This is a genomic window from Pantoea sp. S-LA4 (assembly GCF_054482835.1).
Map to the genome: position 1 here is coordinate 34,529 of NZ_JBTLRC010000004.1, position 21,833 is coordinate 56,361.

The window sequence follows — 21,833 nt, forward strand, 5'->3', positions numbered from 1 at the left end:
AAAGCCCGCGAGGCGGGCGAATAGCTCAGATACCGTTGAGTTTTGCCATGATCTCATCGCTTAACGTCAGTTGAGCGCTGGCCAGATTTTCCTGCAAATGCGCGGGAGATGAGGTGCCGGGGATCAGCAAAATGTTTGGCGAACGGCGCAACAGCCAGGCGAGCGCGACCTGCATCGGCGTGGCATTCAGTGCGGCGGCGACCTCATTTAACTGCGTCGACTGCAACGGCGAGAAACCTCCCAGCGGGAAGAAGGGCACGTAGGCGATCTGTTGCTCGGCCAGCTGATCGATCAGCGCATCATCCTGCCGGTTTGCCAGGTTATACATGTTCTGCACGCAGACAATCGGCGTCATGGCCTGCGCGTCAGCGACCTGCTTCGGCGTCACGTTACTCAGGCCGATATGCCGGATCAACCCGCGCGCTTTGAGTTCCAGCAGGGCTGCCAGCTGCGGTTCCAGCGAACCTTCCTGCGGCGCAAACACCTGAAACATACTGCGCAGATTCACCACCTCGATGACATCCAGCCCAAGATGACGCAGGTTATCTTCTACCGCCTGGGTCAGCGCGTCGGGTTCCATCGCGGGCAGCCAGCCACCTTTAGCATCACGCCGGGCGCCGACTTTCGTCACGATGCAGAGATCCTGCGGATAGGGATGCAGCGCTTTATTGATGAGCTGGTTGGTTTCGTGCGGGCCGTAAAAATCACTGGTATCGATATGATTAACGCCTGCGGCCACCGCATCGCGGAGTACCTGAATGGCCCGCGCTTCATCTTTGACCGGACCAAAGACGCCCGGTCCCGCCAGTTGCATAGCGCCGTAGCCCAGACGGTTAACATTACGATCGCCCAGCGGATAGGTCATGGTGGTGTGTGACATGGAAACCTCCTGCGTGAATGTAGATTGATTGTAACGGGGTTCCTGTTGTGCAACTATCCGGTCAGATCAGGACAGACTGTACGGAGTGCTGCACAATGGCGGTAGAGATAGCGTTACTGGAGGCGGTCGTGGCGGTGGCAAAAGCCGGTGGTTTTCGTGAGGCGGCCCGGGTGACCGGCAGTAACGCGTCACGTCTGAGCGATGCGGTTCGCCGTGCCGAACAGCAACTCGGTATCCGGTTATTTCACCGCACCACGCGGACGGTGGTGTTAACGGAAGCGGGCAGGGCGCTGATGGATCGTCTGCTTCCGGCAATGAATGAGGTCAACGCCGCGCTGGATGCGATCAATCTCTACCGCAATACGCCAGGCGGTACGCTGCGGCTCAACGTACCGGTCAGCGCCACGCGGCTGGTGTTACCGGCGTTATTACCGGAGTTTCTGCAGCGGTATCCCGACATTCAACTGGAGATTGTGGCGGAAAGTAACGTTCAGGATGTCTTTCGTGACGGTTGCGATGCGGGCATCCGCTACGATGAACGGCTGGAGCAGGATGTGGTAGCGATGCCGATTGGCCCACGTCGCCAGCGGTTTGCCGCCGCCGCTTCACCGGCTTACCTTGCCCGATATGGCCGTCCCGATCATCCGCGCGATCTGATCCATCATCGCTGTCTGCGGGGCCGATATGCCAGCGGCGTCATGCCGGACTGGGAATTTAGCCGGGATGGCAATGACGTCACTGTACAGGTGAACGGACCGCTGGTGGTGAGCGTTGGCGGAGCGATGGATCTGGCGGTTGAGGCGGCTATTGCCGGTAGCGGCATTATTTATCTGTTTGAGGAGTGGCTGCAGCCCTGTTTTGACAACGGAAAACTGGAACCGCTGCTACAGCCCTGGTGGCTGAGCTTCTCTGGCCCGTGGCTCTACTACAATGACCGCCGGTTAATTCCGGCACCGCTGCAGGCTTTTATCGATTTTGTTCGTGAAGATAATCTCAGCCGTACCAGCTGAATCCCTGTGGCACGCGGGAGAATCCGGCATGGCGCAGGGCGTTGAGTAATGGCGACTGCGATACCGGCTGACCGTTTACCGTTTCCAGCGTAAAGCTCAGCGATCTTTCGCGCTTCAGCGCCAGCGCCAGTGCGGCGATGGCGGCCTGCTGTTGCGCTTCATCCGGTGTAAAGATCAGCAGATCTTTTCCGCCCTGCGGCAGATAGAGCGCCAGCTCGCCACCCACGATCGCGACCCGCGCACCCAGCCGCCGCACCGGGCGAGTGCCGGTCAGATGAACCGGCCAGCCAAGCGTGGCACCGAACGGATTCGCCGGGTCCATGGCGGCAAGCGCTACCGCGGCGGTGGGGTCGGCCGGTTGCTGTGCCAGTTCACGCAGGCGCTCAATCGTCAGGGCGTCAGCGAACTGCGCGCCGCCTGCACCAGCGATAAAGCGTCCACGCATTATCCGTCCGGCATCCTCCATACCGCGCAATACCGGCTGCAATGCAGGAAAACCACCGGGGATCTGCTCCGAAATTGCGCTGCCGCGGGTAATGACGCCGTAGCGGTCGAGCATGTTTTCGGCCAGCGCCAGGGCCTGACGTGTCGGTGAAATATCTCGCCGGACAAGACGTGACCAGCGTCCGGCAATGGTATTAACGCCCGGACCGCGCCCCGCCGGGGCTGACGGTGCGAATCGCTGCACATGACGGCTACGCAGCGCGCGCGTCGGCCGGGAGCGTGTCCCGCCCGGCGAGCCCAGCAGCCCACGCACCGCAGTCCAGGTATCGGTGGTGATGTCGCCCTGCCACACCAGTTGCCATAAGGCGGCATAAATATCGCCGGATGGCGGCGTCTCCGGTCCCGCCAGTTTTGCCATAATCTCGTGGGCGAACCACGCGCCGCCGTGGCTGAGCGCCTCAAGAATGGCCTGTTGCAAGGCTGTCGGTGACTGCGTTGAGTCAGATGGCGGCAGCGTTTCAGCGGCAAATTCGGCGAGATGGAGCGAAATCAAGCCGTCGCTGTGTCCCAGCGCCTTATGCCCGCACCAGAGCACCTCGCCGTTAGCTAACAGTTCATCCAGCATCGCGGGCTGATAATCACGGATTCGGGCGCGAAGGATTTGCGACTCCCACAGCGAAGCAGGCAGCGCCACGCCCGCCAGCTGCTCTATCACCCGCGCCAGGCCATCAATACCCTCATACAGCGGCTGCGCCACCGTTGAGGATTCAAGGGTAAAGGCGGCCGCCGGATTAAGCACGCCGTGCCGCTCCAGCAACAGCGTTACCCAGGCAGCAGGCGCGACCGGACGCGTCGCCTCACGCGCTGATTGCAGTGAACGTAGCCGCAGCCGTTTAAACACGCCAGCATCAACCCAGACGCCAGCCGCCGCGTCCGGCCCGGCGGCGATGCTTAGCAGAGTGCCCTGCTCGCGTAACGGGCGCAGTGCCTTATTGACTATCGCCACGCCTAATCCATAGCGATCGGCGAGCTGCTGCGCGCTGAACAGGCTATGGGTTCGGGCATAGCGGGTGATCAGGTCGCGGAGCGGATCGGAGAGCGGTTGTAAAAAGGTGGCAGGCAGGTTATCGGGAATGCGGGTAGCCAGCGCATCGCGCAAACGGGCAGCATCTTCCACCACCGCCCAGCGCGCCTCGCCGGCAACGGTGACGCGAATCACCCGCCGGGTTTCTTCAAACTGCTCTAATGCCGCGACCGCCTGTGAAGGATCGCCGCTGAAACGCGCCTCAATGTCATTCAGTGACAGCGGACCCAGCTCGCGCAGCAGATCCACAATGCCTTCAACATGCTGTGCCTGATAGCGCGGGTCCAGACGCTGTAATGCCTGCTCTAGCTGCTCAACCACGGCAGGTGCCAGTAATTCACCTTTATCCGTCTGGCCGAGCAGTTCACCCAGCAGGTTGCTGTCGAGTGCCAGCAGTGAAGCGCGGCGTTCAGCCTGTGGCGCATCGCTGGCGTAGAGAAATTCGGCCACATAGCCAAACAACAGCGGCGCTGCGAACGGCGAAGGGTGTTCAGTGATCACCTCAACAAACTGCACGCTTCCCTGCTGGATCTGTTTCATCAGGCGGTGCAGCGCGGGCAAATCATAGACATCCTGCAGGCATTCGCGTGCGGTTTCGATCAGGATCGGGAAATCTTCATACTGGCGAGCCACTTCCAGCAGCTGACCGGCCCGTAACCGCTGCTGCCACAGGGGAGAACGTTTACCCGGATTCCGCTTTGGCAGCAGCAAGGCGCGTGAAGCGCATTCCCGAAAGCGGGCGGCAAACAGCGCCGAGCTGCCTATCGTGTCAGAGACTTGCTGCGTCAGGCTATCGGCATCAAAAACAAACAGTTCCGCGCCCGGTACCCGGCCTTCGCTATCGGGAAAGCGGGCGATGATGCCGTCGTCGCTGGCGACCACTGAAGCATCTATGCCCAGCCGCCGCTGGATGCGGGCCGCGATCGCCAGCGCCCAGGGCGCATGGATGCGTTGTCCCCAGGGTGAATGCAGGATCACCCGCCAGTCACCGGTTTCATCACGGCAGCGTTCGATTACCAGGGTGCGATCGCCAGGCAAAACGCCGGTGGCAGCGCGCTGCTCAGCCACTAACGACAGCAGGTTCGAGACGGCATGATCATTCAGCCCGAGGGAGTGCAGATGCTGTTGTGCATCTTCGGGCGTCGCGTGATCAAGCTGACGCAAAAACACCGCCAGGCTGGCACCTGAATCTGCCGCCCGGCCAACGCCTTCACCGCGCCAGAACGGTAGGCGCGCTGAGCGACCCGGTGCCGGTACGACCACGACCTGATCGTGAGTAATCTGCTGGATACGCCAGGATGTCGCCCCGAGGGTGATGATGTCATTAACCCGCGATTCGTAAACCATCTCTTCATCCAGTTCGCCGACCCGCCGCGATCCCGATTGCTCTTCGCCTTCAGGCAGGATGACGCTGAACATGCCGCGATCGGGAATGGTGCTGCCGCTGGTGACGGCCAGATGCTGGGTGCCAGGCCGGGCCGTTAACAGGCCACTTTGGCGATCCCAGACCAGACGGGGACGCAGATGCGTAAAATCATCCGACGGAAACTTACCGGCCAGCATATCCAGCGTGGCGTCGAACAGGCGGCGAGAGAGGGTGCGAAACGGATTGGCACGCCGCACCCGTTCAAACCACGCATCCGCCTGTAGGGGCTCCATGGCAACGGCAGCCAGCGTCTGCTGCGCCAGAATATCCAGCGGGTTACGCGGCGGTGAAAGAGCATCAAGCTGCCCGGCCTGCATCGATTGCACCATCACCGTCGCATCAAGCAGATCGCGGCGGGTGCGCGGAAACAGAATCCCGGTGGAAGCGCCGCCCACCTGATGTCCGGCCCGGCCAACCCGTTGCAGCGCGCTGGCGACGGATAACGGTGCACCCACCTGAATCACCAGATCAACCGGCCCCATATCAATGCCGAGCTCCAGGCTCGATGTCGCCACCACACACCGCAGATCGCCCTGTTTCAGCGCCGATTCAATTTCGCTGCGCTGCTCTTTCGACACCGAGCCGTGGTGAGATCGTGCAATAACCGCGGGCGCGCTGTCGCTGCGGTTCTGGCTGCCGCCGGAAAACGAATCATAGTGCTGCGCCGGTTGGCGCAGACTTTCTGTCTGCTGCTGCGCCGCGTAACGTTCATTCAGTCGCGCGGTGAGTTTTTCTGCCAGTCCGCGTGAGTTAGCGAACACTAGCGTGGCACGATGCGCCATGACCAGCCGCAGAATGCGGGTCTCGATATGCGGCCAGATCGATCCGCTGGGCTGACCTGTGCCGCTATGGGGATTCGGATCGCTGGCGATATCGGTCATATCGGTTACCGGCACTTCAATGCTGAGATGCAGGATGCGGCCAGCGGCGGGATTCACCACCAGAGTTGGCTGACAGCCGCCGAGAAACTCAGCGACGCGTTCGACCGGACGTACCGTGGCGGAAAGCCCAATGCGCTGAGCGGGCTGCGGCAGCAACGCATCCAGCCGCTCAAGGCTTAGCGCCAGCTGTGAGCCGCGCTTTGATCCGGCTACCGCATGGACCTCATCAACAATGACCGTGGTCACGCCCTGCAACGTGGTACGGGCTTTTGAGGTCAGCATCAGAAACAGCGATTCCGGGGTCGTTATCAGAATATCCGGTGGCCGTCGCAACAGTTTTGCCCGTTCAGCCGTTGGCGTGTCGCCGGATCGCATCCCGACATTGAGCGTGATCTCTGGCTCGCCCCGTTGCTGACGTTCAGCCATCACGCCGGCCAGCGGCAGATTGAGGTTGCGCTGCACATCTGCCGCCAGCGCTTTAACCGGCGAGATATACAGAATACGGGTGGTGGATTCGCGATCGGGCGCGGGCTGCTGTGCCCGGGCCTGGAACAGCGAATCGATGGCGGTCAGGAAGGCCGCCAGCGTTTTCCCCGAGCCGGTCGGGGCAATCACCAGGCAGTGCTGACCGCTGGCAATCGCCTGCCATGCCGACTGTTGCACCGGCGTCGGAGCATCAAATGTCGTGGAAAACCAGCGCCGCGTCGCGGGCGAAAACAGGGCTAAAGCATCATCAGGACGGGATTCAGGCATGATATTTCTGGCGTTACCCAACAGCAGGACTCAGTGAATCGAACCGTTTGAGTGTAAATGATAATCCCGATTTGTGAATGACGTGGCCGGGAAGCTGGTCATTCAGTCCCACTATTTAGCTGTGCACCCGGGCAAATGAACCAGATCTGACCGCCAGCAACGACACCAGCGCCAGTATCACAATCGTCATGCCATAAAGAAATGCGGTCAGAGTCAGGCCAATGTGTGGCGCGGCGATACCTGCCAGAATCGCCGGTAGCGCAAAGGCGAGATAGCTTTTGATGAGAAAGGCCGAGAACAGCCCGGCGCGCTCATGGCTTTCAGCGAGTTGCATAATGATCTTCAGCACATTTGAAAAGATTGAGCCAAATCCCTGGCCCGCAATGGCCGTGCCGAGATAGAGCCAGGCGACGGCATGCAAACCGACGCCAGAGAGAGTGACACTGACACCGGCTATCAGCATCAGCGTCCCTATAAACAGCGCTCGCGCAGCTGGCAACGACCGGAAGAAAAATACCGCGGCGGTGGCGCTCAGCATCAGGGTTGCCACCACGCTGCCACCAATAAAAGGTGAGGTCAGGCCGGTGGCGCTGATCACCAGCGTCGGCATCAGTGAAAGATAGAATCCGCCCAGCATCCAGGTGGCAATGTTCACCGGCGCGACTTTCAACAGCGGTCCCAGCGCCCGACGCGGAATCATCACCTGTGGCCGCAGCGCCGCCAGCACGCCAGGCTGGGGTGAAATGGTTTCGGGTATCAGCGGCAACAGCGCCATTGCCACCAGCATCGCCAGTAACAACAGCGCATAAAGCATAACGGTAGGGAAGGGGGCGTAAGTGACCAGGATGCTGCCTGCCAGCGTACCCAGCGTCATTCCCAGAAAGGCGGTGACGGAGTTGAGCAACGGACCGCGATGTTTATTGGCATCGATCAGGGTCGCGCCAAAAGTCGGTAAGGCGATGCCGGTCGCAAAGCCCTGAACCAGACGTGCGCCGATTAAAACCGCAGCGGAATCTGCAGTGATAAAAATCACCAGCGCCACGCTATTGAGCGCCAAAGCCAGCAGCATCAGTGGCCGGCGACCGGTGTAGTCAGATATTTTCCCCACGGTCAGCAACGCAGCCAGCAGCGCAAAGGCATAGACCCCAAAGATTACGGTGAGCAGCGATGGACTCAGATGAAACAGCGAGCGGTAGAGCGGATAAAGCGGCGTCGGTGCGCTGCTGGTGGCCGAAATCAATACCGCGCCGGTGAAGCTGAAAAGCGTCAGACGTGCAGCGGACCGGGGAGTCAGAACGGGCTGGATGGCTGTCATGATGGATACCTTAACGCAAAGGATTAGCTTTAATAAGGTATACGGGCAGTGCGGGCTTAATGCAATATCTTTGCTTTAACCTTTCCTGCGGTGCCGTGATCACGATGAGGTTAACCGTGCCGAAAAGCGAGGGCGTTAAAGTTGACCGGCTAATAACGCCTTGAAACAACGACACTCTATTTCGCTAAGCCTGATGAGGCTTAACTGTCAGCCTGGTTATACAGCCTGTCTGCTTGCTGGATTTCCGGAATCTGATTTCACTGACTACAGTGAACGTAGTGGTTTAACGCAACGGCCTGAAAGCGGCCTGGCAGGCGTTTCTGTGAAATCAGGCTGTTTTCGATCGGAGAGTCAAAGCCGCGGATAACCACTCAGCGACTGCGGGTGAAGGGTGCTGATTTCAGTGAACAAAGACCAACAGTGGCAATGTCTGGGTGAGACATCATAACGTTGTATGGTTACCTCAACGGGATAGCGATCATCGCTCCTTCATAAAGGTGAATGCTGGGGCAAGCAACGGGCAAGGCTATGCGAAGGCTGAAGATGATGCCGGATCGACGCCGCCGGTCATCTTAATCAGGGATTTGACTGTCTGCTCTGGCCTGGCGTGGAAAGCAGAGCCGGACACATGCAGGAAGCGGAAGGTCAGCGGCCCTGACGCTGAGAAAGCACACTGTACCTTCCGCTTTTATTCGACTGCAACTTAACCTCACCGTCTGTCAGGCAGCGGTATCGGTGAGAGACGCTCTGACGTGAGGCAGACTCTGCGGATAATTCTGCTGAATAAATTCAATCATCTTTTCCCGCACGTGACAGCGTAAATCAAAGGCTATCGGGGAATTTTGCGCGGTCATCAGCATCCTGATCGTCATGGTCTTCTCGGTGGTATCGGTCACCTGAAGCACCTGAGTTTCCCGATCCCAGAGTTTGGTTTCATTCAGCACTTTTTCAAAATGCTGTCGCAGCGGTTCTAACGGCATTGAATAATCAACGTAGAGAAAAACCGAGCCCAGAATCTGCGCATTATTGCGGGTCCAGTTCTGAAACGGATTTTCTGTAAAGTAAGTGATGGGCAACACCAGACGGCGCAAATCCCAGATCCGCACCACCACATAGGTGAGGTTGATCTCTTCAATCCAGCCCCATTCTTTTTCTACCACCACGGCATCATCAATTTTGATCGGCTGGGTAAAGGCGATCTGAATACCGGCAAACAGATTGACCAGCGACTTCTGCAGGGCAAAACCAATGATGATACCGGCTACGCCAGCACCGGCGAGGATAGTGGTACCGAATTTTCTCACACCGGGGAAACTGAGCAGAATCAGAGAGAGGCAGAATAACACCAGTATGACAATGACGACTTTCTTTACATAAATGATCTGTGTGCGAATTTTACGCGCACGAAGGTTGTTCGAAATATTGATGTCGTAGCGGATGTAAAGCATATCCTGCGCCACGTTGGTTAATCGAATTAACACTGAGCAAAACGATAATATTATAAATACATTCACCGTATTGGTAATGAAAACCAGCAGGTCCGGGTGAATGTCGATGTAATTAATCCCGACATTGACCAGCAACAAGGGAATGAAAAGGAACATCGAGCCACGAAGGTGTTTTTCGAGGGATTTGAACAGTTTCCGATCACGACTCTGCCAGTAGCGAATAAACCTGAGAAGGATAAGGCGTGCAAGAAAACCCAGTACAAATGAGAGCGCGAAGAGTAATACAACAGGCACCCATGATGGCAAACCAGATAACTCATCAAATATCAACGGCATTATTTTCCCTTATATTCAGCTAACAACCCTGAGTTGTCAGATAAGTTTTAAACATTCAGTAACCGTTGTGTTCACGGTTATCAGCAGGTAAATCAGGTAACACCTGAGCTTACCCGATGTTCAATTTATCAACTGACGTTACACATGAAATCTCCTGAAAATACGAACTTTATGGATATCAGCGCCCACACTGATGTCGTGTTGACGTTTGCTTCACCCGGCCAGATAGCCAGGTCTCCACGCTTAGTGGCCGTCGCAGCGTGACGACATAAACAGTATTGAGTATGAACTATAGTTGCCGGGTTAACCGAAAATGGTGCCGGCTGACGCGGTGATACTGAAATGCGGGCTGTCAGGGGGCGTCAGCCGTGCCGATCCTCGCCGCTGACCTGAGTGACGTCCGCAGCCGCAGTACGGTCTCGGAAAGGCGGCTGGCCCGATGAACACGATTGGGTAATGCGCCTATCCCAGCCTGATAGGTCAGAGAGGGATTGTTCCAGGTGAAAAAAGGAGTCGGAAGACCCTCATTAATTCCGCATCAATATCAGAACGATACGCGACGTCGGAACGAGTGAGACAATTTTGAAACCCTGTCTCCTTCGGGGTAAGCGAACGCTGCCGTTTCGATGAAATGATCCAGGATGGGGCTGCGGAGGATTTTATGCTTTTTGGTCAGTTCAATAATGAATGTGGTCGCTGCCAGTCCTCACTCATCAGGGGAACTAAACAGCGCAGGTTATCTGCTCAATTTTTCCCGAAGATAATATTCGCGTCTGGCATTAGGTGGGTATCACCGTTTCAGCAGAACGTTAAAGCGGTGAGTAATAATACATATCCTCAGGCGATAAATATGAAAGCAAATATTCATGTGGAAAAATCCATTTAATTAATATACTTCAATCCATCTATAGGTGTTTTTACTCTGCATGTGCTTGCGCCCGAACCGCACAGCTAATGTACCCATACATCAGACAATTGGCCGGGGCGCAATTTTTTTGCAGTAAGAATAGACAGCTATGCTATTTAGCATGCCGTTAGAATAGATATTGATTTTTTCTGGAGATGATATTAAGTCAGGATTGCGTTAAGCATAAATATTATCTGCTGAACTTCACTAAATCCTGAAATATCAGTTCACCCCATTTCTTCCCGTGAGCCTGCACCAGCATTCCGCCCTCCGAAAGGCTTCCCAGCATGATCGGTGCGAAACCTAACGTTTCGGCCAGCGTGCCGACTTCGTCAAGCGCACTGTTATTATCGCTGGCGAGAAACACCACCCTTTTGCCGCCATTAACGGCAGGATCTTCAGCAAGCACAGAAGCGATCAAATGATTGAAGCCCTTAACCACTTTACCGCCAGCAAAGGCGCGTGCAACAACACGTCCGGAAGGTTCACCATCCAGTTCCTCAAGGGGCACACCGTAAGCATTCGTCACATCGACAATCGTTTTTCCCTGCCAGGTCGGCAGGGTTTTGGCAATGTCCGGGTGTGACTGATAGCGAACAGCTAAAAAAATGATGTCGGCATTGACGGCATCAGCTAACTTTTTGGGCCTGATGCCAGGTCCAGTCATGGCCGTCTCAGTGGCAAAGCTCTCCGGATCACGGGTGGTTGCAACGGAAACGTCGATGCCTTTTCGGGCAAATGCTGCGGCAAGTGCTTTTCCCACACTGCCAAAACCAATAATTGCATAATTCATATCGTGCCTCAGAGTTCAGAAGAGGGATGGATATCAGAAACCGATAGCGCTAGTCGGCCAGCTGAAATGGTCAGAGTTGAGCCAGCCCACCGTCAACGGCGACCTCGCTGGCGGTCATAAAACTACTGTCGCCTGAAGCAAGAAATGCGGCCACCGCCCCGATCTCCTCGGGTTCCGCCATACGCTGGAGCGGCGTTATCGCACCGTAGGCTTTCTGACCTTCTACACCCAGCGCTTCCTTCGCCAGTTCAGTCGCAGTCGCGCCGGGTGACAGCACGTTCACCCGGATGCCGGTACCTTTCAGATCTGCGGCCCAGCTCCTGGCAAGGTTGCGCACTGCCGCCTTGCTTGCACTGTAGGCCGTAAAGCCTGGTGCACCTGTTGTGCCGGCACTGGAACCCGTCAGGATAATCGAGCCACCCACAGTCATTAACGGCAATGCCTGCTGGACCGTAAAGATTGTGCCCTTAACGTTGGTGTCGAAAGTCTCGTCGATGTGCTGTGCCGTGATCTGACCAAGCGGAAGCGGGCTTCCCGCTCCGGCATTGGCGAACAGGATATCGAGCGTGCCCCGTTCAGCTTTAACTGCGGCGTAGAGTCGATCGAGGTCAGCCGGATCAGAAACAGAGCCCTTTACTGCACGAGCATCAGGGCCGAGGGTGGCAACTGCTGCATCAAGTGCTTGCTGTCTGCGACCGAAAATGAAGACGAAAGCGCCTTCCTCAATGAACCGCTTTGCTGCCGCAAGGCCTATCCCGGTTGCGCCACCGGTTATTACCGCCGTCTTTCCATTCAGTCTGGTCATGTCGTCTACCTTTTGGTGAGTTAACGAAAGCAGGGATCTGCTCGCTTGCAGGCCAGTCTGTTCGTCTGCTAACTTAACGTCAAGTATGCACCTTTTGGTAAGTATCAAATGACAATCCCCTCTGAAAGTGAAATTTGCGGTACCGGTTGTGGGCTTAATGCGACGCTGCGTGTGATATCGGGTAAGTGGAAGCCGTTGATTCTTTTTTTTCTGCGAGACGGTTCTAAACGCTATGGAGAGCTAAAGCGTTTGATTCCGGAGGTGAGTGATAAAGTTCTTATTCAGCAGTTGAAAGATCTTGAAGCCGATCAGGTGCTGTTGCGAACTGACTATAAGGAGGTGCCACCGCGTGTGGATTATTCACTGACCGCTCTTGGCAGCAGCCTGTCTGATGCCATTATCCCGCTTTGCAACTGGGGCACGAGAAATGCTGAGCAGATGGCAAATATCTTTGCCAGTCGCGAAAAATAAATGGGGGTATCTAAGGCAAAAGGAGAAGGGCAGTTACACAGAATAACTGCCTTAAACCGTGGCAAACCCGGAGTGCATTGTTGAGCGCTGGTTGAATTATTGTTAATGCCGACATTATTGCGCTAATCAGGCGTGGTCATATTTTTGCCTTTCTCAAGGTACACCGGCCCGGTCGTGTGAAGGGTACTTTAACCCGAAGGCGAACGTTAAAAAATCATGTCAGTTAAAAAGAGTATAAAGGGGCGACTAAGACCTTTCTTAGGTCAGAATATTGATGCATAACGCATATCTCCATGCGAATAGCATCCTGGTTTCGCTGTATGGATCCGGTATCGCCCGTTCGCTGGGTAGAGAATATCCCTGTAAAACCTTCAGCAATTCCTACCGCACCGTTCTCTGCCTGACTAAAAACCCTCTCCTGTTAAAACGCCTGAATGACGGAGCCCTGTAGGTCATTACTTTCAATAATAGATTGATATAAAAGGCTCATGTGATTTCATATTTTAGAACGAGATTTATTTCTATTTGAAAATGTTGATTTACAGGTTCAGATAGCACTTTTTGCATAATATTTTTCCTTGCGAAACAATGAATTGAAATGTGCGTGTAATCGCATTCATATTTATACTTTGCAAAATTGATATAAATCAATTTCAGCCTACCTGATCAGGGTTAGATTTCGCCACAGAAGCGGTGTTCTCCGCTTACGATCACAGGTGTAAACGTTACCATTTCATGTGTTGAGAAAAAGCGCATGATGGCCAAGGCTTATATCTCAATGGGGCTTTTTGAGCCGTTATTATTCATTAAAAAATAAGGCTGAAACTATTTCAGCCGGTAACCCTGATCCAGGTCACTGATAATGAACAAAAAAATAATTTCTGTTGCCATTATGTTAGCATTTTTCCCGTCATTTAACGCTATGGCTATCAACTATAGTAACGTTAATAATCAAGCTATCGAATCACTACGCGCAGCGTTAAATAATGTGGTAAATCAGCACGCTTCTCTGGATGCTGCCCGCGCTATTCTGGAGACGATGAATAGTGATTCAATAGAGCAAGCCAAAATATCAATTGGCGATCCAACACCACGTCATTTGCTGGATCAACTGCTTCAGGGTGAAACGGTACATCAGAACATTATTCAGCCAACCAGCGTCAAACCGGCAGAAGTTATCCAGCCAGACACGCTGATTTCATCAACCCCGACACGAATTGATGAATCAGCCAATCCACACATTTCCAATCCTGACGCGATTACACAAGTCACTGGTACGACTCAGCGCTGGAGCCAAAATAGTCAGCGCCCTGGTTATGACGCATGGGCAGGTAATGGACAGAGCACCGGCCTGACAATAAGCGGTTCACAAATGAAAATAGATGCGGCTACCGCGCAGGCGAAGGCGATTAACGAAAATCAGCAGAATGCCGCCGCACAACGTGATCAGCGAAATGAAGTAAGCGGTCGTTTAAGTGCCCAGACTAAAGAGCAGATTAATCATAACCAGCGATTCAACGGAATAGTTGCTTCAAAATATGAGAGCCAGAAGCAGCTGGAGGCGCAGGCGCGCGGTGAGGCGCTGACGAAGGCCAACCAGCAGCGCACTCGTCAGCAGATTGTCGCGGGCGGCGTGGCGGAAGTAAACGCTCAGATGCAGCAGGAGGCACAGGCGCGCGGTGAGGCGCTGACCAAGGCCAACCAGCAGCACACCCGTCAGCAGATTGTCGCGGGCGGCGTGGCGGAAGTAAACGCTCAGATGCAGCAGGAGGCGCAGGCGCGCGGTGAAGCACTGACCAAGGCCAACCAGCAGCGCACCCGTCAGCAGATTGTCGCGGGCGGCGTGGCGGAAGTTAATGCTCAGATGCAGCAGGAGGCGCAGGCGCGCGGTGAGGCGCTGACCAAGGCCAACCAGCAGCGCACCCGTCAGCAGATTGTCGCGGGCGGCGTGGCGGAAGTAAACGCTCAGATGCAGCAGGAGGCGCAGGCGCGCGGTGAAGCACTGACCAAGGCCAACCAGCAGCGCACCCGTCAGCAGATTGTCGCGGGCGGCGTGGCGGAAGTTAATGCTCAGATGCAGCAGGAGGCGCAGGCGCGCGGTGAGGCGCTGACCAAGGCCAACCAGCAGCGCACCCGTCAGCAGATTGTCGCGGGCGGCGTGGCAGAGGTTAATGCTCAGATGCAGCAGGAGGCACAGGCGCGCGGTGAGGCGCTGACCAAGGCCAACCAGCAACGCACCCGTCAGCAGATTGTCGCGGGCGGCGTGGCGGAAGTAAACGCTCAGATGCAGCAGGAGGCGCAGGCGCGCGGTGAGGCGCTTGTACAGGCAAATCGTGATCGCGTCGAAGCACAGAACACAGCTTTAAACGCCGCGCGTAATGCCGCGCTGGCGCAGCATGAATCTGAAGCCGCTCAGGCATCGCAACTGGCCGCGCACATGTCGCAGGTAGCAGAACAGGCACAGCGCGAAGCTCAGCAGGCTCAGGCTGCATTAACGTCTGCCAAATATGCCGCCGTTTCTGAAGGTCAGGCGCAGCAGGCAATGCGAGATCAAACAGCCGCTAAATATGCCGCCGTTTCTGAAGGTCAGGCGCAGCAGGCAATGCGTGATCTGACAGCTGCTAAATATGCCGCCGTTTCAGAAGGCCAGGCGCAGCAGGCAATGCGTGATCTGACAGCTGCTAAATATGCCGCCGTTTCAGAAGGCCAGGCGCAGCAGGCAATGCGCGATCTGACAGCGGCTAAATATGCCGCTATAAATGATAATGTTCAGATTTCACAGCAGCAAATTCAGGCGCTTGAAGCCGACGCCGCTGCTAAATCACTAGCCGCTTCAAAAGCTCAGGCCGACGCTGAAGCTGCAATTGCCGCTCAAAACACCTTAAATACACCGGTAGTAGGCCAGTTAACCCCGGTTAATAGGGTTCCGGCCATCGTGACCAATATTCCAACCCCGATCATTGCGAAAGTCTTCGTGGTCGAAAGTTCGCACAACAACGGTGGTCAGCATCGCGGCTCGCATCAGGAGGCGGCATCAACACGCAACAATGGCAACAGTAATGCGCATAGTTCCGCGATGGGTGGCCGTGGACAGGGCGGTCAACGCAGTGGACACAGTGCAGCGGGTAATTTTTAACGCCCGAATGAAAGAGGATGCCGGATCGACAGGTTTATAAAGGCACCTGTCGTCTGAAATCTGATTATCGTTAACGAGGGGGAACGCGACGTAATAGTGGAGTCGCTGTCTGCTTGTCGCGCTTCACTCTCAGCAGTATGGGAGGCTCAGGCCTCCCGGTACACAACGTCGATGAATTACCCGTTTAAACTTTTTTAAAATACCCGAATAATGCGGCTAGCTGATGTGAGTTTAACTCTGAATACCTTTAGGTGCGTATAAGTGCTCATCAATTATTACCGACGAACTAATGAAAAATATTCATCCGGATGAACCGGTGACTAATTTAACTACTGAATCTAAGCTGGGGGTGTAAAATGAAAAGACTGATTTTTGTTATGTTATTTTTAACTACATTGGCCGGTTGCTCAAATAATCCGGATGCCTCAGATTATGAACTTTGTCAGGCCATGAGCGGAGACACGTTTACAAGCGGGTCTGAAGCTGCACGCATGATGCAGTCAAGACAATTGGCAGGAACTGCAACTATTTCGCCCTCAGACTGTGCGGCTATTGCTCAATCAACGGCGGCAGGGTGGCAACAAAAGGCGGCTAACCTGAACGCAGCCAGTGCCAGTTATAATCAAACCATTCAACCCAGGCCTGTTGTTCAAACAACCTGTACGCCAGCCATCAGCGGAGGTTTTATTTGTAATCAGCAATAGTCTTACCCAGGAAAATCCGAAAAGCAGTGCTTTCCCGATATCCCGTCAACAGGCATGTTTATTGACTCAGGATAAGAGGATAGCTGTATGAGTTACATCTATTCTCTCTTTGTCCATTTTTATTCTGTAGCGGATAAAGCATGACAGCAAATACACGAAAGATGTGCGTCAGTTTACTCTAAAAGAGACCAGCGCTGAGAAAGATCCCTTTCTGTCTGACCAGCCATTACATTTCAATCCTGATTTAAATGCTGCCCCTCACTGGCTTGTATGATCACATGCAGCCGGGTGAAAGCCGATTCAATTTCCTTTTCATCCATGTGAGCAAAACCCAGTAGCAATCCTCTGATCGTCACCTTGTCTACAAAGTAACGCGATAAGGGACGAACCAGTAACCCGGCATTATTGGCTTCAAGGGCAATTCTGACATCATCACTCTCCACGGGAAGCTGCAGGATAAGATGCAGGCCAGCGTTACTGTTGTACTGGCCTAAATAGTCGGGACCCAGGCTGCGGGTGATCAGATTTACCAGAAACTGCCTGCGGCGACCATAGAGCTGGCGCATTTTTCGGATGTGCGCCGCGTAATAACCTTCACGGATAAATTCAGCTAACGCCACCTGAATCTGGAGATGGCCGCCCCGATAGAGCTCACTGTGCATCTTTTTAAGCGGTGCCGATATGGCCTTGGGCAGAACCACATAGCCAAGCCGGAGAGCGGGGTAGAGGGTTTTACTGAATGTGCCGATATAAATAACCGGACTGTTTTCTTCCAGTCCCTGTAAAGCGGGAATCGGCTGGCCGGAAAAACGAAACTCACTGTCATAGTCATCTTCAATAATCCAGCTGCCGCTATCCCGGGCGAGGGAAAGAAGCCCTTGTCTGCGGCTCAGGCTCATCACTGAACCCAAAGGGTACTGATGCGAAGGCGTGACGAACATCAGCTTAGGTGCGGCTTCGGACGTTGCCGCCGGTATCAGCCCCTGTTCGTCTACCGGCATGGGGAAAATATCCACACCATTGATCCGAAGAATATTCTTTATTCCCCAGTATCCAGGCTCTTCAGTCCAGGCGGTATCACCCGGATTGCAAAGCGAACGCGTCACCAGATCAAGCGCCTGATGAATGCCTTCCGTAATCAGAATCTGATCGGGCGTACAACGAACGCCGCGAGCGGTTCGCAGATAGTCTGTCAGGGCCGATTTGAGAACCTGCGCGCCGCCCGTCGAATCATAGGTCAGATGTTCCGGAAGAGGCTTGCGCGCCTGGCGGTCGTGGATCTTTTTCATTACCCGATGCGGAAAACTCACCACATCCGGTACACCCGGCAGAAAGGCTCCCCACTGCCGTGGACTTGCACTGGCATGTTGCAGCAGCATCCGGCAGCGGTCAGACAGCAGTGAACGGTCTTCAGCAGCGGCTTCATCTGTGGCGGGCAGCGGCCGGGCATCCAGGTTATCCAGCACGCTATGGGTTACAAACGTCCCATTGGCTCTGTGGGTTGAAATATAGCCCTCTGCCTGTAATTGCTCATAAACCCGGAGCACCGTGTTGCGCGACAGCTCAAGCTCCTCGGCTAAATCGCGCGTCGGCGGCATGCGGGCAGAAGGATTGAGATTCCCCGAGAGGATCGACTCTGTTATGGCGATATAAAGCCGCTTATGAAGTTTTCCTTCTTCACATTGAGAAAATGCCTGTCTGATCACATCTCCGGCAATTGAACGCATTTGGATCCTATAAATAAAACATTCTGGCTCTCGTTTAAGGTACCAAACGCTGACAGATTACTCTTCGTATTTCAAATAAATTGAAAATCGATGAGGCATCACTATGAGCAATGACAATCTCCAGCAACGTCGTCTGAGTGCAACCCCGCGCGGCGTCGGCGTTATGTGCAATTTCTTTGCGATGTCGGCAGAAAACAGCACGCTCACGGACGTTGAAGGGAATCACTATATCGATTTTGCCGCGGGTATAGCGGTGCTGAATACCGGCCATCGTCATCCGCGACTGGTTCAGGCGATGGAGCAGCAGCTAAAGGCTTTTACCCATACGGCGTATCAGATTGTGCCTTATGAGAGCTACGTTTCGCTGGCCGAGAAGATCAATGCCGCCGCGCCTATTGATGGCCCGCTTAAAACCGCCTTCTTTTCGACCGGAGCTGAAGCGGTGGAAAACGCGATTAAAATTGCCCGCGCGCATACCGGCCGTCCCGGCGTTATCGCGTTCGGCGGGGCGTTTCATGGACGTACTTACATGACGATGGCGCTGACCGGAAAAGTGGCTCCCTACAAAAAAGGGTTTGGTCCCTTCCCGGGATCGGTCTATCACGTTCCTTATCCCTCTCAGCTGCATAACATCTCAACGGCAGATACGCTGGTCGCCATCGAGCGTCTGTTTAAAGCAGACATTGATGCAAGCCAGGTCGCCGCGATTATTTTCGAGCCGGTGCAGGGCGAAGGCGGATTTAATGTTGCCCCGCCGGAGCTTATTGCGGCTATCCGCCATCTCTGCGACGAGCATGGCATTGTCATGATTGCCGATGAAGTGCAGAGCGGCTTTGCCCGCACCGGCAAACTGTTTGCCATGGATCATTATACGCATCAGCCCGATCTGATGACGATGGCCAAGAGCCTGGCCGGTGGGATGCCGCTGTCGGGCGTAGTCGGTAAAGCCGACATTATGGACGCTCCCTCGCCTGGCGGGCTGGGTGGAACCTACGCCGGTAACCCGATGGCCGTGGCGGCGGCACATGCTGTGCTCGACATTATTGAGGATGAAAAGCTGTGCCAGCGTGCGGATGCGCTGGGCGAACGCTTACGCATAGCCCTGCTGGATTGCAAAGAGTCGTGTCCGGAACTGGCGCAGGTTCGCGGTCTGGGATCGATGATTGCGGCAGAGTTTTGTGATACTGAGACCGGCGAACCCTCCGCAGCGACGGCACAGCGCATCCAGAAACAGGCACTGGATCGCGGGCTTCTTCTGCTGACCTGTGGGCATTATGGCAACGTAATCCGTTTCCTCTATCCCCTGACTATTCCCGATGACCAGTTTGATGCCGCGCTGAATATTCTCCGATCGGTGATGAAAAGCTGATTCGCTGAAGCGCTGGCGTCACCCTCGCCGTAGTACTTAGCTCCCCGGAGCGCCGACGATAGGTCTTTATCGTCGGTTTTTTTGTGCCCTAAAACTTACATACTCTTATTCAGGAGGTTGCATGAAGACGCTGTCATTTTTAAGTGAGAATAAAGATTCTGCATGGAATATTTTTATTACTCAGGTGGAAAGGGTACTGCCTCATTTAGGCGAGCTGGAATACTGGGCTAACACGTTGATGCGGCCTAAGCGGGCATTAATTGTGGATATTCCACTCGAAATGGATGATGGCAGCATCAGACACTTTGAAGGCTACCGGGTGCAACATAATCTGTCACGGGGACCGGGCAAGGGCGCCGGTTAGCCGTGATGCTGAACTTATCCCGCGAGGAAAATATCTGGTTGAAGGTCCGGGACACTGTGGCGCCTGCCATACGCCCCGAGGCGTTGCGCAGCAGGAAAAAGCCTATGACGACAGCGATCCTGCCTTTCTCAGTGGTGCGATGATCGATGGCTGGTTTGCGCCATCCCTGAGAAATAGCGCTATTCCGGCAGAAGAATTAAAAGATTTACTGCAGAAGGGCCGCAGTAAGCATTCAGCGATTACAGGGCCTATGGCTGAGGTCGTGACACAGAGTACCCAATACCTGACGAATAACGATCTCAACGCGGTTACCGCCTATTTATTAAGCCTTAATCATCGGGTGTCTTCCCCGACGCAAAAAAATCCCGTTTCCTCATCAGCGCAACAGCCGGAAAATAAGGCGGGGAAAATCCTGTACTTCAGATATTGCTCGACCTGTCACGGGGTTGAAGGAAAAGGAACCGATGATAACGTTCCTTCACTGGTCAATAACGCATCGGTTGAAGCTGAGGACCCTGCTAATGTGATTAAGGTGATCGCTTTTGGCGCAGAGACACCGGTAACCGAGGGGAATATTCCCTACAAAATGCCCGCTTATCACGGTGAATTAAGCGCTCATGAGATGCGTGATATCGTCAATTACATCAGAGGAGAATGGAGCGTTAATCAGCATCCGGTTGAGCAAAAAGAGATCGATGAGATCATTAAGAAAGGGCACTGATCGCTCATGTGCCTCCTTTAGCCCGACACCGCCAGAGTTGGCGGTGTCGGGCCATTGATAATGGCGGTGACCTTTAGAAAGAGGAAGGCGCAGGCGCAAAAAGTTAACGCTGACCGTGCCGCTCCAGTTGTTTGATACGCAATCAGTCGAGACAAAACCTGTTACGGCCTTCGCGTTTTGCCTGGTAAAGCTGCTGGTCAGCCGCTGCGAGCAGCTGATCCAGCGAATCACCTGCTTTGAACTGTGCTGCCCCGAGACTCACAGTGACACTCGCGGAAATCCCGGAGTGGGCGTGCGGGATTCCCGCGCGCGCCAGGTTCTGCTGTATCCGTTCACAGACCATTCTGACCCCCTGCTTATCGGAGGAAAGCAACAATACCGTAAACTCTTCGCCGCCAAATCTTGCCACCCGATCCGTCGAATCCCGTACGGATTGACTGATGCATCGGGCAACCTGCATCAGGCATTGGTCGCCCGCAAGGTGTCCGTAATGGTCGTTATATTTTTTGAAATAATCGACGTCAATCATGATCAGGAACACCGTGTCGCATCCTGCGGGAAGCGTTGCGGTGCGGGCATGAAAATATTCCCGCAGGTAACGTTTATTGGCTAAGCCGGTCAGCGGGTCTCTGTCTGCAAGCCGCGTCAGCTTTTTAATCAACCGGGCGTTATGCCGCTCGCTCTCTTCTGATTTGCGAAACCACTCAATCAGCACCCGACGCGCAGAGAAGAGCGCGACCAGCGCAATGAGGTACGAAAACAGCAGAAACAGATTGAACTCTGATCCCGCCAGGATGACTTCGCCCGTCACCACCAGCAAGACAGGGGTAGCGAACGCGGCAATGAGCCTGAGCGAAAGATGAAAGGCAATCACGGCGGGAAATACCAGCAGCAGTGACAGCAGAATGATAAATTCTGCCGGAGCCGCGCCAGCGTAGAGTGAATGGAGTTCCAGTCCCCAGAGAATGCCATACAGCAGCACAATGCTGAGTAACACTCCCCGTTTAACCAGAAAGCCGTTTCGGCTGAACAGGGCGGTCAGGATAAGATTCCAGAGCGAGAACAGCAGGATCAGGACACTGAAAAACAGGACCGCGCTCGATCGCGCATCGGGCTGGTCATGGAAAAAATAGCGCGCGGAGAGATACAGCGTATACACCACGTTCAGCCAGAGAAACCAGACGCATCCGGAACGGGTAAGCAGCAGTTCCTTTTTCGCATCTTCCGCATTTATCAGCATGGGTATGTTCCTGCATTGT

14 protein-coding genes and 1 pseudogene are annotated in these 21,833 nt (G+C 54.7%); 7 read left to right on the forward strand and 8 right to left on the reverse strand.

The genetic code is table 11. The features are described 5' to 3' along the window. Positions 1–25: 25 nt before the first annotated feature. Positions 26–880: an aldo/keto reductase family oxidoreductase gene (locus ACX3P5_RS20785; RefSeq protein WP_458969279.1), complete on the reverse strand. Its 855-nt coding sequence runs from the start codon at positions 878–880 to the stop codon at positions 26–28. A gap of 95 nt (positions 881–975) precedes the next feature. On the opposite strand from ACX3P5_RS20785, the gene ACX3P5_RS20790 reads away from it, so the two are divergent. Beyond that, complete coding sequence (locus tag ACX3P5_RS20790; RefSeq protein WP_458969280.1) at positions 976–1,890, forward strand: LysR family transcriptional regulator; 915 nt, start codon at positions 976–978, stop codon at positions 1,888–1,890. Here ACX3P5_RS20790 and ACX3P5_RS20795 read toward each other — a convergent pair. From ACX3P5_RS20795 to ACX3P5_RS20815, 5 genes are all read right to left on the reverse strand, one after another. After that, complete coding sequence (locus ACX3P5_RS20795; RefSeq protein WP_458969281.1) at positions 1,874–6,478, reverse strand: ATP-dependent helicase; 4,605 nt, start codon at positions 6,476–6,478, stop codon at positions 1,874–1,876. The genes ACX3P5_RS20790 and ACX3P5_RS20795 overlap by 17 nt on opposite strands. A gap of 115 nt (positions 6,479–6,593) precedes the next feature. Beyond that, a complete protein-coding gene (locus tag ACX3P5_RS20800) occupies positions 6,594–7,793 on the reverse strand; it encodes an MFS transporter (protein WP_458969282.1) in 1,200 nt (399 codons plus the stop codon). 719 nt (positions 7,794–8,512) lie between these two features. Then, positions 8,513–9,577 (reverse strand): mechanosensitive ion channel family protein, encoded by a 1,065-nt coding sequence (locus tag ACX3P5_RS20805; protein ID WP_233988494.1) that lies wholly within the window; start codon positions 9,575–9,577, stop codon positions 8,513–8,515. A 1,097-nt stretch (positions 9,578–10,674) separates the two neighbouring features. Continuing rightward, positions 10,675–11,277, reverse strand: coding sequence for an NADPH-dependent F420 reductase (locus ACX3P5_RS20810; RefSeq protein WP_458969283.1), 603 nt, complete (start codon positions 11,275–11,277; stop codon positions 10,675–10,677). A gap of 70 nt (positions 11,278–11,347) precedes the next feature. Next, complete coding sequence (locus tag ACX3P5_RS20815; RefSeq protein WP_233988491.1) at positions 11,348–12,082, reverse strand: SDR family NAD(P)-dependent oxidoreductase; 735 nt, start codon at positions 12,080–12,082, stop codon at positions 11,348–11,350. A gap of 108 nt (positions 12,083–12,190) precedes the next feature. Here ACX3P5_RS20815 and ACX3P5_RS20820 point away from each other — a divergent pair, with 108 nt between their 5' ends. From ACX3P5_RS20820 to ACX3P5_RS20830, 3 genes are all read left to right on the forward strand, one after another. Beyond that, entirely contained in the window at positions 12,191–12,553 is a 363-nt protein-coding gene (locus tag ACX3P5_RS20820; protein ID WP_262287725.1) for a winged helix-turn-helix transcriptional regulator, read from the forward strand. A 1,039-nt stretch (positions 12,554–13,592) separates the two neighbouring features. Further along, the gene (locus ACX3P5_RS20825; protein WP_458969284.1) at positions 13,593–15,689 is read left to right on the forward strand and encodes a coiled-coil domain-containing protein; all 2,097 of its coding nucleotides are present in this window, start codon (positions 13,593–13,595) and stop codon (positions 15,687–15,689) included. Between the two features lie 356 nt (positions 15,690–16,045). Next, positions 16,046–16,393, forward strand: a complete 348-nt coding sequence (locus ACX3P5_RS20830; RefSeq protein WP_458969285.1) for a hypothetical protein — start codon at positions 16,046–16,048, stop codon at positions 16,391–16,393. 233 nt (positions 16,394–16,626) lie between these two features. On the opposite strand, the gene pdxR is transcribed toward ACX3P5_RS20830, so the two are convergent. Next, entirely contained in the window at positions 16,627–18,120 is a 1,494-nt protein-coding gene (gene pdxR, locus ACX3P5_RS20835) for a MocR-like pyridoxine biosynthesis transcription factor PdxR (RefSeq protein WP_458969286.1), read from the reverse strand. A gap of 103 nt (positions 18,121–18,223) precedes the next feature. Between pdxR and puuE the strand changes: the two genes are divergently transcribed. From puuE to ACX3P5_RS20850, 3 genes and pseudogenes are all read left to right on the forward strand, one after another. Next, a complete protein-coding gene (gene puuE / locus ACX3P5_RS20840; protein ID WP_458969287.1) occupies positions 18,224–19,489 on the forward strand; it encodes a 4-aminobutyrate transaminase in 1,266 nt (421 codons plus the stop codon). A 121-nt stretch (positions 19,490–19,610) separates the two neighbouring features. Beyond that, positions 19,611–19,844, forward strand: a pseudogene (locus tag ACX3P5_RS20845) (Glu/Leu/Phe/Val dehydrogenase dimerization domain-containing protein); the annotation flags it as partial. Next, complete coding sequence (locus ACX3P5_RS20850) at positions 19,777–20,574, forward strand: c-type cytochrome (protein WP_458969470.1); 798 nt, start codon at positions 19,777–19,779, stop codon at positions 20,572–20,574. The pseudogene ACX3P5_RS20845 and the gene ACX3P5_RS20850, both read left to right, overlap by 68 nt. Before the next feature lie 142 nt (positions 20,575–20,716). Here the strand turns inward: ACX3P5_RS20850 and ACX3P5_RS20855 are convergent, their stop codons facing one another. Next, entirely contained in the window at positions 20,717–21,814 is a 1,098-nt protein-coding gene (locus tag ACX3P5_RS20855; protein ID WP_336755993.1) for a GGDEF domain-containing protein, read from the reverse strand. Positions 21,815–21,833 lie beyond the last annotated feature (19 nt).

What these genes read in the sequence shown, in the direction of transcription:
- ACX3P5_RS20790 (WP_458969280.1), top strand. Translation starts at nt 976, where the DNA reads ATGGCGGTAGAGATAGCGTTACTGGAGGCGGTCGTGGCGGTGGCAAAA.
- ACX3P5_RS20830 (WP_458969285.1), top strand. Translation starts at nt 16,046, where the DNA reads ATGAAAAGACTGATTTTTGTTATGTTATTTTTAACTACATTGGCCGGT.
- ACX3P5_RS20795 (WP_458969281.1), bottom strand. Translation starts at nt 6,478, where the DNA reads ATGCCTGAATCCCGTCCTGATGATGCTTTAGCCCTGTTTTCGCCCGCG.
- ACX3P5_RS20855 (WP_336755993.1), bottom strand. Translation starts at nt 21,814, where the DNA reads ATGCTGATAAATGCGGAAGATGCGAAAAAGGAACTGCTGCTTACCCGT.
- ACX3P5_RS20815 (WP_233988491.1), bottom strand. Translation starts at nt 12,082, where the DNA reads ATGACCAGACTGAATGGAAAGACGGCGGTAATAACCGGTGGCGCAACC.
- ACX3P5_RS20800 (WP_458969282.1), bottom strand. Translation starts at nt 7,793, where the DNA reads ATGACAGCCATCCAGCCCGTTCTGACTCCCCGGTCCGCTGCACGTCTG.
- ACX3P5_RS20825 (WP_458969284.1), top strand. Translation starts at nt 13,593, where the DNA reads ATGAATAGTGATTCAATAGAGCAAGCCAAAATATCAATTGGCGATCCA.
- pdxR (WP_458969286.1), bottom strand. Translation starts at nt 18,120, where the DNA reads ATGCGTTCAATTGCCGGAGATGTGATCAGACAGGCATTTTCTCAATGT.
- ACX3P5_RS20820 (WP_262287725.1), top strand. Translation starts at nt 12,191, where the DNA reads ATGACAATCCCCTCTGAAAGTGAAATTTGCGGTACCGGTTGTGGGCTT.
- ACX3P5_RS20850 (WP_458969470.1), top strand. Translation starts at nt 19,777, where the DNA reads ATGGCAGCATCAGACACTTTGAAGGCTACCGGGTGCAACATAATCTGT.
- ACX3P5_RS20805 (WP_233988494.1), bottom strand. Translation starts at nt 9,577, where the DNA reads ATGCCGTTGATATTTGATGAGTTATCTGGTTTGCCATCATGGGTGCCT.
- ACX3P5_RS20785 (WP_458969279.1), bottom strand. Translation starts at nt 880, where the DNA reads ATGTCACACACCACCATGACCTATCCGCTGGGCGATCGTAATGTTAAC.
- puuE (WP_458969287.1), top strand. Translation starts at nt 18,224, where the DNA reads ATGAGCAATGACAATCTCCAGCAACGTCGTCTGAGTGCAACCCCGCGC.
- ACX3P5_RS20810 (WP_458969283.1), bottom strand. Translation starts at nt 11,277, where the DNA reads ATGAATTATGCAATTATTGGTTTTGGCAGTGTGGGAAAAGCACTTGCC.